Here is a 14,855-nt window from a genome sequence, read left to right as displayed (position 1 = left end):
ATTGGTTTTTACAGTGATCTACAGCATATCAAAGCAAGACCAATGCCTGCACTATTTAATTTTGATTACTTTGCTGGAAGCTGCGGACTCTAGTGCTGCAACGATGAGCTTGCAGTTAGCTATTGCATCTGCAATGCCTAATGCTGGTGCTGTGTCGTTCAATATACAGTCACTAAAATGCGCAATTTCAAGATTGAAGTGATTAGATGCTGGGTATTGTTCTTCTGCCTTGCGCCCATCATCTGACCACCAAGATATCACAGGCACATCATTGGTGCCAGGTAGTTGCCAAACTGTATGGCATTTCACGCTGCCTTTTGTACCGACTATGGTGTATTCAGTCTGGCGCGCACTTTCAAAGCTTATATCGAAATGTCCACGGGTTCCATTCGCAAAATCCACCATACCACTTGTGGATATATCAGCGCCACTTTCCACATATTTAGCCACACATGAAACGCTGAGAGGTTCAGATTCAAGACAGTAGCGCAAGGTGTGCATGGCATAAGGGCCTACATCCCACATTGCACCGCCACCATGATCAGTATCTTTTTCCAGTCTATACATGCGTGCTGGCCGCATTAAAAATGAATAACTGGCTCGTGCCGAGCGCACCTCACCGATGATGCCAGAAGCGATGATTTCTTTCACGCGCTGATGTTGCGGATGAAAGCGGTACATAAAGCCTTCCATCACCTTCACTTGATGCTTTTGAGCAGCTACAGCAATCGCCTCAATATCAGCGACCGTGAGTGCCATCGGCTTTTCAATCAGCACATGCTTGCCTTTAGCAATGGCTTTTAACGCCCATTCGGCGTGCTCATCATTGGCCATAGGGATATAGACTGCTTGGATGCTGGTGTCATTTAACAAGTCTTCCAGCGTGTCGTAAGTGGTGACATCAGTAAGCTTGGGTGCGTATTTCTTCAGCGTTTCAGCCGCTGCGCCTGGTCTGCGACTGGCAATGGCGACTAATGTTGAATTGCCCGCTTCAACAATGGCGGGCAGCAGTCGTTCATTGACACGCGCCGCGCCTAGAATACCCCAGCGAACTTTATTGGTTTCGGTGCTACTTTTGGTTGCAAGAGTCATGGCGTACTTTTAGGTTAAATGCCTTCAACTGAAGGTTTGGCGGTGATTTGAGATTTTGCGTTTGGTGAAATTGATAGTTGGCTTGGCGCTTGATCTAGTGTTTTGATGTCTGATTGGGCAGGCGCACGGTCAGGCACAATTTCGCCATTGTCCGAATTCGACTGATTGGCATCACTGTATAAGATCATGATGGAAACCCGCCGATTTTTAGCACGTCCTTCAGGCGTTGCATTGTCAGCAATAGGTTGTGCTGAACCATAACCTGCAGCACTCAGACGTGATTCAACAATGTTTGATTCGGTGAATAACCGTACCAAAGCGGTGGCGCGCATGGCTGAGAGCTCCCAGTTTGAGAAAAACTGCTCTGTGTGTATCGGTACATTATCCGTGTGACCTTCTACCTGAATCTGATTAGTACTTTCTTTTAGAAAGTTGGCAATTTCGCCCAGTGGCTGCTTGGCTGCGGGCGATAACTCAGCAGAGCCTGGCGCAAAAAGTAGGGTGTCGTGAATATCAATGCGGATGCCGCGATTATTCTGTACCACGCGCAGTTTTCCATCGTTAATCAAAGTACTGAGTGAGTTGGCTAATTTATTGGCCAGTGCCGCCATGTTCTCGCGCTCACGCCGCTGTTTATCGCTATGTAGTTGATTCAGCTTTAGCGGTTGAATGATAGAGGAGTAGCGGGAATTACTTTTTGGTGAGATGTCGCCATTATTGGCCTGTGGGCCGACTCTGGGAGAAATGTCGCCACTGAAAGCACTGCCAAGTGAAGAGGTAAGTTGCTTGTATTTACCTTGATTGACGGAGGAAATGGAATACATCACCACAAAGAATGCGAATAGCAGCGTGATAAAGTCGGCATAAGAGACCAGCCAGCGCTCATGGTTTTCGTGTTCATCCTCATGCGGTTTTCTACGAATCATTGCATTGACTCACTTTAACGTAAATAGGCCTGTAAGCGTTCTTCAACGACGCGCGGGTTATCGCCGTTCACAATCGAGACAAAAGCATTCAGCAACATTTCGCGGCGCATACCTTCTAACTGGATGATGGTTTTGAGTTTATTGGCAATGGGCAAAAACACAATATTGGCCAAACCTACGCCATAAATAGTTGCCACAAACGCCACTGCAATACCACTGCCCAACTTGGTTGGATCAGACAGGTTTTCCATCACATGAATCAAACCCAGCACCGCGCCCAGAATGCCGATAGTTGGGGCATAGCCGCCAGCGGCCTCCCAGATTTTGGCTGCGTTACGCATCCTAGTTTCATAAAAGTAGATATCAATACTGATAATTTCGCGAATCTTTTCAGGGGCGATACCATCGACCATCAGGCGTAAGCCCTTTTTTACAAAAGGATCTTTTTCAGCATTGAGATTATTCTCTAGCCTGAGTAAGCCCTCTTTTCGTGCGATATTGCTCCATATCATGATCTTTTTAGCCAGCTCTGGACGGTCATCGCGGGCGGGCACAAATATCTCGCTTGCCATTTTTATACCAGCGACAAAGGTAGAGGGTTTAGTTTGCAGCAGGACTGCCCCCAATGTGCCAAGTACGACAATAATAAAGGCAGCGGGCTGTACCAACGAACTGATATGCCCACCTTCAATTGCCTGACCTGCCAGAATACCGCCAAAGGCGATAACAATGCCGACTAAACTGCCCCAGTCCATGCCTGTTCCTTCATATTGGCACGCAGCCTTGCAATCGCTTGGCTATGTAGTTGGCATACACGCGATTCTGAAACATTCATCACCGCACCAATTTCTTTCAGATTCAGTTCTTGCTCGTAATACAAACCCATGAGGATTTTTTCACGTTCGGGCAGGCCTTGTATGGCTTCTATCAAGGCTGTGCGGAAGTTATCGGAGAGCAATCCCTGCATCGGGTCGCCGCTGTTATCTTGCACGAAACGGTCAAGAAAATGGTCGCTGTTGTCTGATTCGCCGAAATCTTCGTAATGCAGCAATTGGTGACCGCTGCAGTCACCCAGCATGTCGTAGTATTCCTCCAGGCCTAAATCAAGTTTCTTGGCGACTTCGCCCTCAGTAGGCGGGCGGCCGAGTTGTTGTTCGAGTTGATGAATAGCCGCTTCTACGTCACGCATATTCTTACGCACACTGCGTGGTAGCCAATCGGCACTACGTAACTCATCAATCATTGCGCCTCGGATACGTTGGGCTGCATAGGTTTCAAACTGCGCACCATGTGTGTCTTCATAGCGGTTGACGGCATCGAGCAAACCCATCATGCCAGCCTGGATCAGGTCATCCAGCTCAACGCTAGGCGGCAATTTTGCTTTCAGCTGGTATGCCAGCTTTTTGACAAGGCCGGCATGCTGATTTAGCAATTCATCTTTTTGATTGGTCTTGCCTGTTGCCGTGTACATACTTTGTCTTTCTAACTGAATGATACCTGCCCAGCCATTTTAGACAAATCTTGTTTGTAATCAAGCCGTTTTGCTAAGCCCTTGAATGCTAACGATGCTTGCGCTCTAGGGAAGGCATTGACCACTGCGCGACCTAGACTTGTTGCATGGCTGATATGCTCATCTTTAGGGACATTACCAATAAACTCTAATTCAATTTGCATAAATCGTTGGGCAACTTCAGAAATATTGTTAAAGACGATTTGTGCCTCGGCGTTATTTGCGTGGCTGACTAATATGCCGAAAGAGCGTTGGCCGATTTTCTGGCACATTTGTTTAATCAGTATATAGGCTTGTTTGATTGATTCAGCCTCTTGTGTGAGGTGAATCACGATTTCATGCTCACTCAGTATAGGTAATGGTAATTCATGATGCTTATTCAATACAGCATCCAGCAGAATGACATCATAGTGTGACGCTAATTGACTAAAATTTTGGCTCAATGCGGTCTTTGTAATGCCATCAAAAGCTGGGTGGCTGCGGCTTTTATGGCTAAGTTTGGCAATATTGTAGCCATCTTCATATTTTCTCTCGCCACATAGCGCCATGATCTCCTCGAGTGTCGATTTTTGCATCACAGCATCAATCAAAGCGGGTGCCTGATTCAAACTATATTGAATAGTAGCTTCGCGTGTTTCTGGCCCTGTATGCATAATCAGCACTTCACTGCTTTGCAGTAAGAGCGAAGCTGCCAGATTGCTCAGCAATCTAGGCTGTTCCTTATGGCAATCACTGTTGAACGCTGAAATGACTGTAATAATCCTTGGGATTGGCCCCGCCATGATACGGCGTAGGCCAGCAGCCTGGTCTTCTATAAAACCATGATTAGTATTAGGCATGGTCAGCTTCCATCAGGTGTGCAACACCAGGTTTGTTACGGGTAGCACCCATCACGAATGGAATCTCACTGGTAGCCAGTTTATAAGGGCTATTATTTTGTGTACCAAGTTTCAATGCGCGATGCACCAGCACTTTTTTATTGGCCAGATGTAAATCTTCAGGCACGCGCTGCCCATTTGCAACGTAATACACTCTGAGTTTTTCACGGATAGCAACATCCAGCACATTGCCGATGATGGCGGCTTCATCCAGTTTGGTGATGATGCAGCCGTCCAGCCCTTTGCCTTTGTAAGCGTTGATCACATCGGTCAAGGTTTCGCTGGTATTGGTCGCGTTCAGGCATAGCAACTTCTTGATCTTGCGATTGGTATTGGAAAGCATTGCGATTTGCTCAGAGACCATGCGGTCACGTTGGCTTACTCCTACTGTATCAATCAATATGGTGTGCTTGCCTTTGAGTTCTTCAAGGGCAATTTGCAAGTCGGCTTCATCTTTAACTGCATGCACCATCACACCAAGAATCTTGCCGTAAATACGCAGTTGTTCATGGCCGCCAATACGATATGCATCAGTCGTGATCAGGCCTAACTTGCTGGCACCATGCTTCATCACAAAACGTGCAGCCAGTTTAGCTGTAGTCGTGGTCTTGCCTACGCCAGTTGGGCCAATCAGAGTAAAGATACCGCCTTTGTCCAGAATGTCTGTTTCGTCAGGCATGGTGATCAGGTTTTTATCGATGATGGCCTGAGTCCAGTTCATGGCCTCTTTTTGTGTCAGGTTGGCTGGCATCTTCTCAGCAAGCTGGCGCGAAAGAGCAGGGCTGAAGCCGCCTGTGAGCAGGGTGCCCAACATCATGGCTTTGACAGGGTCACGTTTTTGTATGCTGCCCCATGACATCTCGGTCAACTGAGATTCAATGGCGTTACGCATAATGCGTATTTCACTCATCATGTTGGCTATTTGTTGCTCGCTTGCTTCGCGGTCAGCGTTGCTCGTTACGATAGTTTCAATGACTTTTGGCGCTGGTGCTGCTTGAGTTGCCACTACAGGTTTTGTTGCGCTGGTTTTTACTACATTCTTTTGTGCAGGCCTGTTGATGGGCTCTAGCATGGCAGGGTCAATCGATAATTTTTCTGCACTGCGCCTTTGGGTAAATACCTTAGGCGGTAAATTTCTGACATGCGCTGATTGATCGGTTTCTGATCTATCAAATTCTCGTTCATCACTGTCGGAAAATCCGCTGCTGGCTACTTCGCCTCGATAATCACGGTGGTTTTTATTCACGTATGACAAGAATGTTGGCTCTGAAGCTGCTTCGTCAAAATCTTCAAGCCTATGTCTTACAGGTTTTCTTGATGGTTCGTCAGAAATCATCGATTCAATATCGGCCTCCCTGAAAGCAAGGATCTCGTTGCCGCCATCTACCGCTCGGTTAGACAGGATGACAGCATCTTCTCCCAACTCCTTTTTGACCATACTCAGTGCTTCACGTGAATTTTTGGCAAAGTATCGTTTGATGTTCATTATTGCGCTCCAATAAGGCTAGTAACACGGATGGTTTTGGTATCAGGGAGTTCTTCATGCGAAAGCACACGAAGGTTGGGGATTGCACGACGTAAAAATTTGGCAAGCGCAGCGCGCAGGGCGGCTGGCACCAGTAATACTGGCGTCATGCCCATTTGCTCTTGCTGTCTTGAGGCTTGTTCTGTTTGTCTGGCAAGTGTTTCAGCCAAGCCTGGCTCAATGGCTGCACCAGTCGAGTTATTGACTTGCATGGCTTGTATGAGCAGGCGTTCCAGATGGCCATCCAATGCCATTACTGAAACTTCGTCCCCAGCAGGGAATAGCTGTTGCACAATCGCGCGACCTAGTTGAACCCGCACAAGTGAAGTCAGCTCACTGCTATCTTGGGTGCGGCCAGCATGCTCAGCCAGCGTTTCGATAATGGTGCGCATGTCACGGATGTGTACGCCTTCAATCAGCAGGTTCTGCAATACTTTTTGAATCACAGCGAGTGACAACATCTTGGGTACTAAATCTTCAACCAGCTTGGGTGAATCTTTACCTACATGGTCTATGAGTTGTTGTACTTCTTGTCTGCCCAATAATTCAGCTGCATGGGTGGTAATGATATGGTTAAGGTGTGTTGCAATCACCGTGCTTGTATCTACCACGGTGTAACCCATGCCTTGTGCTTGGTCACGCATGGATTGATCTACCCAGACCGCTGGCAACCCAAAGGCTGGGTCGCTGGTTATAGGGCCTGGTAATGCACCAGTCACCATGCCAGGGTTGATTGCGAGGAACTGACCATGGTGCGATTCACCTGTGGCGATTTCAACGCCTTTGAGCGTAATCCGATAAGCGGCTGGCTTGAGTTCAAGGTTATCGCGGATATGGACGGTAGGCGCCAGGAAACCGACTTCCTGCGCAAATTTTTTGCGCAGGCCTTTAATGCGCTTGAGCAGATCACCGCCCTGGGCTTTATCCACCAGTGGGATCAGGCGATAGCCAACTTCAAGGCCAATCACATCGACAGGTACCACATCGCCCCAACTAGCTTCTTCAGGTTCAGGGGCGATTTCTGGTGGAGCTTCTGCTACAGGTATGTCGTCATGTTTCTTCTGTTCGCTCACCATGTAAGCCAAGCCAGCGATGATGAGTCCAAGCAGGATGAACGCAAAATGGGGCATGCCAGGGATAATGCCCATGCCGCCCACAATGCCAGCCGTCACAAACAAGGCGCGCGAGTTTGTAAACAACTGGCTAATCAATTGGCCGCTGATGTCCTGATTGTTAGCCACACGTGATACGACTACACCTGCAGCAACTGAGATGACCAGTGATGGGATCTGTGCCACCAAGCCATCACCAATGGCTAATAAGGTGTAATTCTTCACTGCATCGGCAAAGCCCATATCGTGCTGTACGACACCTACAATCAAGCCGCCGATGATATTGATCACGGTAACCAAGATGCCAGCAATCGCATCACCACGTACGTATTTACTTGCGCCGTCCATCGCGCCATAGAATTCAGCTTCCTGGCCGATTTCCTTGCGGCGTGCACGGGCGTCATCTTCACCAATCAAGCCAGCGTTCAAGTCCGCATCGATCGCCATTTGTTTACCTGGCATGGCGTCCAAGGTAAACCGTGCCCCAACTTCTGCGATACGGCCAGCACCTTTTGTGACTACTGTGAAGTTGATGATGGTCAGAATCACGAAAACTACGATACCCACTGTGTAGTTACCGCCAATCAGGAAGTGGCCAAAGGCTTCAATCACCTTGCCTGCAGCATCTGGGCCGTTGTGGCCTTCCGTCAGCACTACACGGGTAGAGGCTACGTTGAGTGACAAGCGCAGCATGGTAGTGACGAGTAACACGGTTGGGAACGCGATAAAGTCGAGGGGTTTGGAAGTGTTTAAACCTATCAACAATACTAAGATAGCGAGAGCGATGTTAAAGCTGAAGAGCACATCAAGCACAATGGCTGGCAATGGTAAAATCATCATTGCCAGTAACAAGATAATAATCAGCGGCGCAGCTACTGCACGTGCACCGACTTTATTTAGCCAGGTACTGAAATTAAGCGCGTTCATGACGCAATCGCTTTCAAGTTAGGGTTAATGGTGACCAAGAGTTCGTTGTGTGGATCTAATTCGTCTGGTACTGGCACTTCATTCGGGGTGTCCGGACGGAAACCGCCAGTTTTCTTAAAGATGCGCATCTGGAATACATAAGCCAGTATTTCTGCAACAGCAGAGTAAAGTGCTTCTGGAATTTCATCGCCTAGCTCGGTGTGTGCGTACAAAGCCCGCGCAAGCTTAGGCACTTCAAGCGTCGGTATATTATGTTCGCCAGCAATTTCGCGAATTTTCAATGCAATGGCATCAGAACCTTTCGCCACGACCACAGGTGCGCGCATGCCGCTTTCAGAGTATTTGATGGCTACCGCATAGTGGGTTGGGTTCGTGATGACAACATCAGCCTTAGGGATTTCAGACATCATCCTGCGCCGTGCGATTTCACGTTGTTGCTGGCGGATTCTTGCCTTGATCTCAGGGTTGCCTTCGCTCTCTTTAGATTCTTGGCGGATTTCTTCCTTGGTCATCTTCAGCTTATCGGCATAGCTCTTCAGTTGCCAAGGCACATCGATAGCCGCAATCAATACCAGCCCACCCACAATAGCCAGAAATCCTTTGAGTAATAGATCATTCACCATGCCTATGCCCGTGTGCAAAGGCTGTAGAGATAGTGCCATGATCTTGTCTATATCGCCCCAGATCACCATGCAGGCGATAGAACCTACCAACAGGGTTTTCCCTATGGCCTTAACCAGCTCAACGGCAGAATTTTTTGAGAAAAAATTACCGAAGCCCTTGATTGGGTTGAGGCGATTGAAATTGGGAATAAATGCTTTTTCACTGACATTCCAGCCACCTAATATAAGGGCCGAACCGATGCTTACTACAAACAGTAGAAAAGCGAGTGGTGCAAAAGCAATTAATAGATCAAAAAGCGCTTCTGCGATTTTTACCAATAGAAATTGTGGATCGAATGCAGCTTGTCTCTCAAAACTTAAGCCACTAGATAGGTTCTGCTTCATGGCAGCGCTCAAATGAGAGCCCAGCATTAATATTCCCAGGCCAGCTGCAAGTAATAGGGTGCATGTGCCAAGTTCTTTAGAGCGTGGAACATCGCCTTCCGCCCGCGCTTTTTCAATGCGCTTGGGGGTCGCTGGTTCTGTTTTCTCTAAATCGCTATCTTCAGCCATGTCGCTTCCAACTCCATAAACTTCGGTCTTGTGACGTGGAGCAATTATTTAGCGAGAAGACAACATTGCATCTGTGGAATAAAAGGGTGAAATGCCTGCTTTCTTTTTATGAGATGACTTTAATTTCATCGAAATTTGATGAAATTAGAGAGTTTTTACAAGAATTAGAGTGAAAATATGAAAATTATTTAAATATTTATTTAAATAAAAACAATTACTTATTAATAAATTTAAATTATTTTCAATTTATTTTAAATAAATCCTAAAGTTTCCAGAATTACTACCGTAAAACAAATTGTAAGAAAAATGAAAGTTAAACGACCAAGTGTGTAATTGCATAAAACGTTTAATTTTAATTTTTTTAAAAAATGTTGCAGAAAACCCTAAAGTTTTGTTTTTTGCTGCCGTAACAAGTAAATAAATATTTGGAATGAACAGATAATTTTTAATTTTTATTAAACAGTAGTACCGCTCTAAACCATATCCATAGCCTCTCTGCAGTGTTTGTAAGACAAACACTGTACTCTTGCGTGTCTGTGTCGCCTACAAAAAATATAGCGAACGTCCAGTATTTACTTTAATTCCAAAAGTCCAAAGTACGCCTCACGTACTGCAATTCAACAACGTTTTAACGCGAGGCACACAAAATGACTGAAAACGAAATAATGTCTGACATTAAAGATGCAAACTTAAGCTACTTAATGCTTGCACAACAAATGATCCGTTCTGATAAAGCATCTGCAATCTTTCGCTTGGGTTTGAGCAAAGATATTGCTGATCTTCTTGAATCACTGAGCAACGCTCAACTCCTTAAACTTAGTAGTTCCAACATGATGCTTGCTCGCTTCCGTTTTGAAGACAGTACGATTCTAACGATGTTGACTAGCTACACGAAAGACCGTCAGTTAGCGAATGCACATGCAGCTATCTTGATGTCAGGTCAAAAAGCACAAGAAGTCGCATAAAGATTGGCAGTAAAGATTTATTTGATAAGTAAAGCATTTTGGGTGTCGCGTAATTGAGTTTTATTTGAGTAGCATTGTTTACTCAAACACAAAAGATTGGGAGTGCATCATGGATAAGAAAAGTGTAGTAAACGAGTCAGAGCAGATTCAATTAGCCATGCAGTTGATTAAATTAGGCGCAAGATTACAACTGCTGGAATCACAAACCACTTTATCCCGAGAGCGCTTGATCAAGTTGTATAAAGAACTGAAAGGCATTTCGCCTCCTAAAGGTATGTTGCCTTTTTCAACCGATTGGTTCTTGACTTGGCAACCCAATATTCACTCTTCAATCTTCCTGAATATCTATCGATTTTTGCTTAAGCATGCAGAAGTTAAAGGCATTGTGGCTATCATGAAAGCCTATCACCTGTATCTGCAACAAGTTGAGGCTGAAGCCTCTGATGAACACGTATTATCACTGACCCGCGCTTGGACATTAGTGCGATTCGTAGAGAGCAAAATGTTGAAAATGCAGCCCTGCACATGCTGCGGTGGTGAATTTGTAGTGAATGCCTACGATTTGAACAAAGATTATTATTGCAACTTATGCCACGTGCCTTCACGTGCTGGTAAAACCAAAAAAGCTAAAGAACTTCAATATGCTGCTGAAATGATCGCCTGATTGTTATCGGTTGTGCATGGGGCAGATTAGACCTTGAATTAAAGCCTTTCATGATTTAATCTAATCCCAAGTTTTAAGCAAAAGAGCTGCCTAGAGCAGCTCTTTTGCTTATTTACTACAAGCATATTTACTAATTTCAAAAATCCATTAAAGACCTCATTATTTCAAAACGTTTTTTACCTGCCACTTTAGCGATCTTGATCCAGTTTGGTGTGCTGGTTTTCTTGTTGTTTTCACTCTGGGTATTCAATCAATTATTCTCGTTGGTGTTACCTGTTTTTGTCTTAGTCCTACTCCAGTCATTACTCACAGTTGGGTTATCAAGCTTGCTTCGTATGCCAGTTTGGTGGAGATATATTCATTTCGTATTTCCTTTAGCGGTATATGGCATGCTCGCCCTGCATTTGCCAACGCAATTCTATTTAATTGGTTTTTTGATTAGCTTAAGCCTCTATTGGACTACATTTCGAACGCAAGTCCCGTTTTATCCCTCTCGCCCAGCGGTCTGGAAGCATGTCGCTGAGTTAATCCCACAAGGCAGCTCAATTCACATGGTTGATATTGGTAGTGGTCTGGGCGATTTAACTATGTACTTGGCCAAGCAGCGTCAGGAGAGTTATTTTCTAGGGGTTGAAATCGCACCATTACCTTGGTTCATAAGTGTGGTGCGGGCTAGACTGCAGCGATCAAAAGCCAAATTTATACTTGGTGATTACTATGCACTCAATTTTTCTGAGTTTGATGTTGTATTCGCCTATTTGTCACCTGCAGCCATGGCGGCGCTTTGGCAAAAAGCAAAAAGTGAGATGTGCCCAGGCAGCTTGCTCATCAGCTACGAATTTAATATTGATCAGGTGCCAGCAACTATTGATATATCTGTGCGTGAGGATTTACCATTGCTCTATGTGTGGAGAATGTGAATTATTGGCAATAGCACTATATTAATTAAAAGATTTTAAGTTTTACTTAATAATGCCGATTATCATGATGATGTAGAGATAGCATGTAAGTGTGCTTTTAATTTGGCAATCGCCTCACATGCAAATTTGATATGCTTGAGTCAATATTCATAAATGTGAAAGCTAGTCTTTCTATAAAACTCGGGGCTAAAACGTGTTAGTAATCATTGGGTACGTCATTGTATGTGGTAGTGTTTTCGGTGGTTTTGCTCTTGCGGGTGGGCATTTGGCTGCTTTATTTCAGCCGTTAGAGCTATTGATGATTGGGGGCGGCGCTTTAGGCGCTTTTTTTGTTGGTAACGATGGTAAGTCAATCAAAGCAACTTTAAAAAGTATACCTAGCTTGTTCGGTGGCTCAAAAGCCAGCAAGCAGCGTTATATGAATTTACTTGCGCTCCTCTTTGAAATTCTCAGCAAAATTCGTAAAGACGGGTTGATGTCGATTGAAAACGATGTCGAAAACCCTGAAAGTAGTGCGCTATTTAGCAAGTATCCTGAAGTCCTTAAAGATCACCATCTAACTGAATTCATTACCGATTATTTGCGTTTGATGATCTCGGGGAACATGGATGCGTTTCAAATCGAAAACCTGATGGATAACGAACTCGAAACGCATCATCACGAAGGCTTAATTCCTGCTCACTGTATTGCTAAGATCGGCGATGGCCTGCCAGCCTTTGGTATTGTGGCTGCGGTGATGGGCGTAGTGCACACCATGGAGTCAGTGGGTATTCCACCTTCAGAGTTGGGCATGCTGATTGCGCATGCGCTGGTAGGTACATTCCTCGGTATTCTGCTTGCATACGGGTTCGTTGGGCCGCTTTCAGGCTTGCTGGAACAGAAGCTTGATGAATCCTCCAAATTATTCCAGACCGTTAAAGTAACTTTGCTTGCTAGCCTTAATGGCTATGCGCCAGCGATCGCCGTAGAGTTTGGGCGTAAAGTGCTTTATTCCACAGAGCGTCCAGGGTTCAGCGAGCTGGAAGAGCATGTTAAACAAGCAAAATCGAAATAAGTGTTTTGATATGGTTTCAATTGATGAGCAATATGCATACGAGAAGTTGGTCTAGCCATGGCTGAAGACACCAAGCCGATTATTGTAAAGCGCATAAAAAAAGTCGCAGGGGGTCATCACGGTGGCGCATGGAAAATTGCTTACGCTGACTTTGTGACAGCCATGATGGCGTTTTTTTTGCTGATGTGGTTGCTAGGGTCAACGGCCAAAGGTGATTTGCAAGGCATATCCGAATATTTCAAAACGCCGCTGAAAGTGGCGATGGCAGGTGGTGATGGATCTGGTGCTAGTGATTCTGTGTTGAAGGGCGGTGGCAATAACATCACCAAAAAACAGGGGCAAGTGACGAAAAAGGAAGATGCCCCTAAAGATAAAAAGCCTGATCTTAAAAGCGCCCAAGAAGCTGTCGAAAAAGCTGAAATGGAAAAGCTAGAGGCATTAAAGAAGCGGATTGAAGAAGCAATAGCATCTAGTGTAACTTTGAGTAAGTTTAAAAACCAACTGCTGATTGATATTACTTCAGAAGGTTTGCGCATACAGATTGTAGATGACCAGAATAGACCAATGTTCGCTTCCGCCAAGGCCGAATTACAACCTTATGCTAAACAGATATTGCATGAATTGGGCGGTACCTTAAATGGAGTTTCCAACAAGATTAGTTTGTCTGGACATACAGATGCCGTGCCTTACCCAACGGGTGAAAAGTATTACAGTAATTGGGAGTTGTCTTCAGACCGGGCAAATGCATCTCGCCGTGAATTGATTGCAGGTGGCATGGAGGAAGATAAATTGCTACGTGTAGTGGGCTTGGCTTCTGCTGTATTGTTCGATAAAGCTAATCCTACCAATCCAGTGAATCGTCGTATTAGCATTATTATCATGAATAAAAAGACCGAGCAGGACATTATCAAGGATGATGCATCTGTGAATGTTTCTTCAGATGACACAAGCCCAGATTTGAGTGCGGTAACAGCAGGGCAACATTAGTGCATTCTCAGTTGGTACTTTAATTTCATGGAAATGGATATCAGTTTAATGACCAGCGAAACATTGCATGTGGCTGAACTCAGAAGCCTGCTCCAAGAGCTAGCCAGTAATGGCGAAAGTCATCTGGCTGAAGTCGAAGCAGACTTGTCGCAAACGACTACCTTATTGGCAGAGGCGATTGAAAAACTGGGTATCAGTTTTTTTGCCATTCACAATGCTGTGCTTGCGCAACAAAAAGCATTGGATGTCATGCTGACTGCGCAGAATCTGTCTGAGACTGAAGCAGCCCAACTGGAGGTATTCCGCCAGAAAATTGCAGATGAGGTAGGTACTGCGGTGACTGGATTGCAATTCCAGGATTTGACCGCGCAGCTAATTGCCCGAATCGTCAAACGGATTGCTGGGTTGAAAGAATTACTGACTTCGCTTGATGAATATGGTGATACCTTGAATCATGCGAGCAGCAATGAGGATATTGCCAAGTTGCTGGAATCCATTAACCAGACGCTTAGGTTTAAAAGTAATGTACTGACCACTGAGTCACGTAAATCGGTGAGCCAGCAAGATATGGATAGTGGTGATATTGAGTTGTTTTAAAAGTACCAGTTGTGGCGTGTGACATTAAAAATCGTTTATATAACAAATCGTGGTGATTGCTTTTTAAGCAGTTACTCAAGCGCAGGGGTAAACCAATGGCAAAAACAATTTTAGCGGTCGATGATTCTGGTTCGTTAAGGCAAATGGTGGCATTCAGCCTTAATGCAGCTGGATATCAGGTGATTGAGGCAGTGGATGGCCAAGATGGCTTGAATAAAGCCAGAAACCAAGTGGTTGATTTGGTGCTGACTGACCAAAACATGCCTAATATGGATGGCCTGACATTGATTAAATCTTTGCGTGCCATGGAGTCGTATAAAACAGTACCAATTTTGATGTTGACGACCGAATCCAGCGATGAAATGAAAGCGCAGGGGCGTGCAGCGGGTGCTACAGGTTGGCTGGTAAAACCTTTTGACCCAAAGCGGTTAATTGATGTGGTTAAAAAAGTAATTGGATAAACAACAAAGCTTGTACTGAATTTACCCAAAAGCATTACACAATTATAAATATTGAGCTGTAC

The 14,855-nt window shown here is 45.2% G+C and carries 15 protein-coding genes; 7 read left to right on the top strand and 8 right to left on the bottom strand.

The features are described 5' to 3' along the window. Nucleotides 1-51: 51 nt before the first annotated feature. From ZMTM_RS08860 to flhB, 8 genes are read right to left on the bottom strand one after another with little or no spacing between them, the layout of a single operon-like run. On the bottom strand, nucleotides 52-1,092 hold the full coding sequence (locus ZMTM_RS08860) for a Gfo/Idh/MocA family protein (RefSeq protein ID WP_221763537.1): 1,041 nt from the start codon (nucleotides 1,090-1,092) through the stop codon (nucleotides 52-54). Nucleotides 1,093-1,106: 14 nt separating this feature from the next. Continuing rightward, nucleotides 1,107-2,018, bottom strand: coding sequence for a flagellar motor protein MotD (gene motD, locus ZMTM_RS08855; protein WP_221763536.1), 912 nt, complete (start codon nucleotides 2,016-2,018; stop codon nucleotides 1,107-1,109). A 14-nt stretch (nucleotides 2,019-2,032) separates the two neighbouring features. Continuing rightward, nucleotides 2,033-2,773, bottom strand: coding sequence for a flagellar motor protein (locus ZMTM_RS08850; protein ID WP_221763535.1), 741 nt, complete (start codon nucleotides 2,771-2,773; stop codon nucleotides 2,033-2,035). Next, nucleotides 2,755-3,489, bottom strand: a complete 735-nt coding sequence (locus ZMTM_RS08845) for an RNA polymerase sigma factor FliA (RefSeq protein ID WP_221763534.1) — start codon at nucleotides 3,487-3,489, stop codon at nucleotides 2,755-2,757. Before ZMTM_RS08845 ends, ZMTM_RS08850 begins: the two co-directional genes overlap by 19 nt. An 11-nt stretch (nucleotides 3,490-3,500) precedes the next feature. Next, the gene (locus ZMTM_RS08840) at nucleotides 3,501-4,367 is read right to left on the bottom strand and encodes a MinD/ParA family ATP-binding protein (RefSeq protein ID WP_221763533.1); all 867 of its coding nucleotides are present in this window, start codon (nucleotides 4,365-4,367) and stop codon (nucleotides 3,501-3,503) included. Further along, entirely contained in the window at nucleotides 4,360-5,892 is a 1,533-nt protein-coding gene (flhF, locus tag ZMTM_RS08835) for a flagellar biosynthesis protein FlhF (RefSeq protein ID WP_221763532.1), read from the bottom strand. Before flhF ends, ZMTM_RS08840 begins: the two co-directional genes overlap by 8 nt. Beyond that, complete coding sequence (gene flhA / locus ZMTM_RS08830) at nucleotides 5,892-7,970, bottom strand: flagellar biosynthesis protein FlhA (protein ID WP_221763531.1); 2,079 nt, start codon at nucleotides 7,968-7,970, stop codon at nucleotides 5,892-5,894. The genes flhF and flhA overlap by 1 nt, the downstream gene beginning before the upstream one ends. Continuing rightward, the gene (gene flhB, locus ZMTM_RS08825; protein ID WP_221763530.1) at nucleotides 7,967-9,145 is read right to left on the bottom strand and encodes a flagellar biosynthesis protein FlhB; all 1,179 of its coding nucleotides are present in this window, start codon (nucleotides 9,143-9,145) and stop codon (nucleotides 7,967-7,969) included. Before flhB ends, flhA begins: the two co-directional genes overlap by 4 nt. A gap of 647 nt (nucleotides 9,146-9,792) precedes the next feature. On the opposite strand from flhB, the gene flhD reads away from it, so the two are divergent. The 7 genes from flhD (at nucleotide 9,793) to ZMTM_RS08790 (ending at nucleotide 14,793) form a co-directional block, all read left to right on the top strand. Continuing rightward, the gene (gene flhD / locus ZMTM_RS08820; RefSeq protein ID WP_221763529.1) at nucleotides 9,793-10,110 is read left to right on the top strand and encodes a flagellar transcriptional regulator FlhD; all 318 of its coding nucleotides are present in this window, start codon (nucleotides 9,793-9,795) and stop codon (nucleotides 10,108-10,110) included. A gap of 109 nt (nucleotides 10,111-10,219) precedes the next feature. Next, nucleotides 10,220-10,774: a flagellar transcriptional regulator FlhC gene (gene flhC / locus ZMTM_RS08815; RefSeq protein ID WP_221763528.1), complete on the top strand. Its 555-nt coding sequence runs from the start codon at nucleotides 10,220-10,222 to the stop codon at nucleotides 10,772-10,774. Nucleotides 10,775-11,109: 335 nt separating this feature from the next. Further along, a complete protein-coding gene (locus ZMTM_RS08810; protein ID WP_225906997.1) occupies nucleotides 11,110-11,694 on the top strand; it encodes a class I SAM-dependent methyltransferase in 585 nt (194 codons plus the stop codon). A 193-nt stretch (nucleotides 11,695-11,887) separates the two neighbouring features. Continuing rightward, nucleotides 11,888-12,748 (top strand): flagellar motor stator protein MotA, encoded by an 861-nt coding sequence (motA, locus tag ZMTM_RS08805; RefSeq protein WP_221763527.1) that lies wholly within the window; start codon nucleotides 11,888-11,890, stop codon nucleotides 12,746-12,748. A gap of 57 nt (nucleotides 12,749-12,805) precedes the next feature. Then, nucleotides 12,806-13,735 carry a flagellar motor protein MotB gene (gene motB, locus ZMTM_RS08800; protein WP_221763526.1) on the top strand — a complete coding sequence of 310 codons (930 nt, stop codon included), beginning with the start codon at nucleotides 12,806-12,808 and terminating at the stop codon, nucleotides 13,733-13,735. Nucleotides 13,736-13,783: 48 nt separating this feature from the next. Next, on the top strand, nucleotides 13,784-14,332 hold the full coding sequence (locus ZMTM_RS08795) for a chemotaxis protein (protein ID WP_221763525.1): 549 nt from the start codon (nucleotides 13,784-13,786) through the stop codon (nucleotides 14,330-14,332). 95 nt (nucleotides 14,333-14,427) lie between these two features. Continuing rightward, nucleotides 14,428-14,793 carry a response regulator gene (locus ZMTM_RS08790; protein WP_221763524.1) on the top strand — a complete coding sequence of 122 codons (366 nt, stop codon included), beginning with the start codon at nucleotides 14,428-14,430 and terminating at the stop codon, nucleotides 14,791-14,793. Nucleotides 14,794-14,855 lie beyond the last annotated feature (62 nt).

Origin of the sequence: Methyloradius palustris (assembly GCF_019703875.1) — a bacterium.
Classification (GTDB): Bacteria; Pseudomonadota; Gammaproteobacteria; order Burkholderiales; family Methylophilaceae; genus Methyloradius; species Methyloradius palustris.
This window is presented reverse-complemented; position numbering and strand designations above follow the sequence as displayed.

Excerpts from the sequence above, each read along its gene's own strand:
- ZMTM_RS08860 (WP_221763537.1), bottom strand. The coding sequence starts at position 1,092 with ATGACTCTTGCAACCAAAAGTAGCACCGAAACCAATAAAGTTCGCTGG.
- motD (WP_221763536.1), bottom strand. The coding sequence starts at position 2,018 with ATGATTCGTAGAAAACCGCATGAGGATGAACACGAAAACCATGAGCGC.
- ZMTM_RS08850 (WP_221763535.1), bottom strand. The coding sequence starts at position 2,773 with ATGGACTGGGGCAGTTTAGTCGGCATTGTTATCGCCTTTGGCGGTATT.
- ZMTM_RS08845 (WP_221763534.1), bottom strand. The coding sequence starts at position 3,489 with ATGTACACGGCAACAGGCAAGACCAATCAAAAAGATGAATTGCTAAAT.
- ZMTM_RS08840 (WP_221763533.1), bottom strand. The coding sequence starts at position 4,367 with ATGCCTAATACTAATCATGGTTTTATAGAAGACCAGGCTGCTGGCCTA.
- flhF (WP_221763532.1), bottom strand. The coding sequence starts at position 5,892 with ATGAACATCAAACGATACTTTGCCAAAAATTCACGTGAAGCACTGAGT.
- flhA (WP_221763531.1), bottom strand. The coding sequence starts at position 7,970 with ATGAACGCGCTTAATTTCAGTACCTGGCTAAATAAAGTCGGTGCACGT.
- flhB (WP_221763530.1), bottom strand. The coding sequence starts at position 9,145 with ATGGCTGAAGATAGCGATTTAGAGAAAACAGAACCAGCGACCCCCAAG.
- flhD (WP_221763529.1), top strand. The coding sequence starts at position 9,793 with ATGACTGAAAACGAAATAATGTCTGACATTAAAGATGCAAACTTAAGC.
- flhC (WP_221763528.1), top strand. The coding sequence starts at position 10,220 with ATGGATAAGAAAAGTGTAGTAAACGAGTCAGAGCAGATTCAATTAGCC.
- ZMTM_RS08810 (WP_225906997.1), top strand. The coding sequence starts at position 11,110 with ATGCCAGTTTGGTGGAGATATATTCATTTCGTATTTCCTTTAGCGGTA.
- motB (WP_221763526.1), top strand. The coding sequence starts at position 12,806 with ATGGCTGAAGACACCAAGCCGATTATTGTAAAGCGCATAAAAAAAGTC.
- ZMTM_RS08795 (WP_221763525.1), top strand. The coding sequence starts at position 13,784 with ATGACCAGCGAAACATTGCATGTGGCTGAACTCAGAAGCCTGCTCCAA.
- ZMTM_RS08790 (WP_221763524.1), top strand. The coding sequence starts at position 14,428 with ATGGCAAAAACAATTTTAGCGGTCGATGATTCTGGTTCGTTAAGGCAA.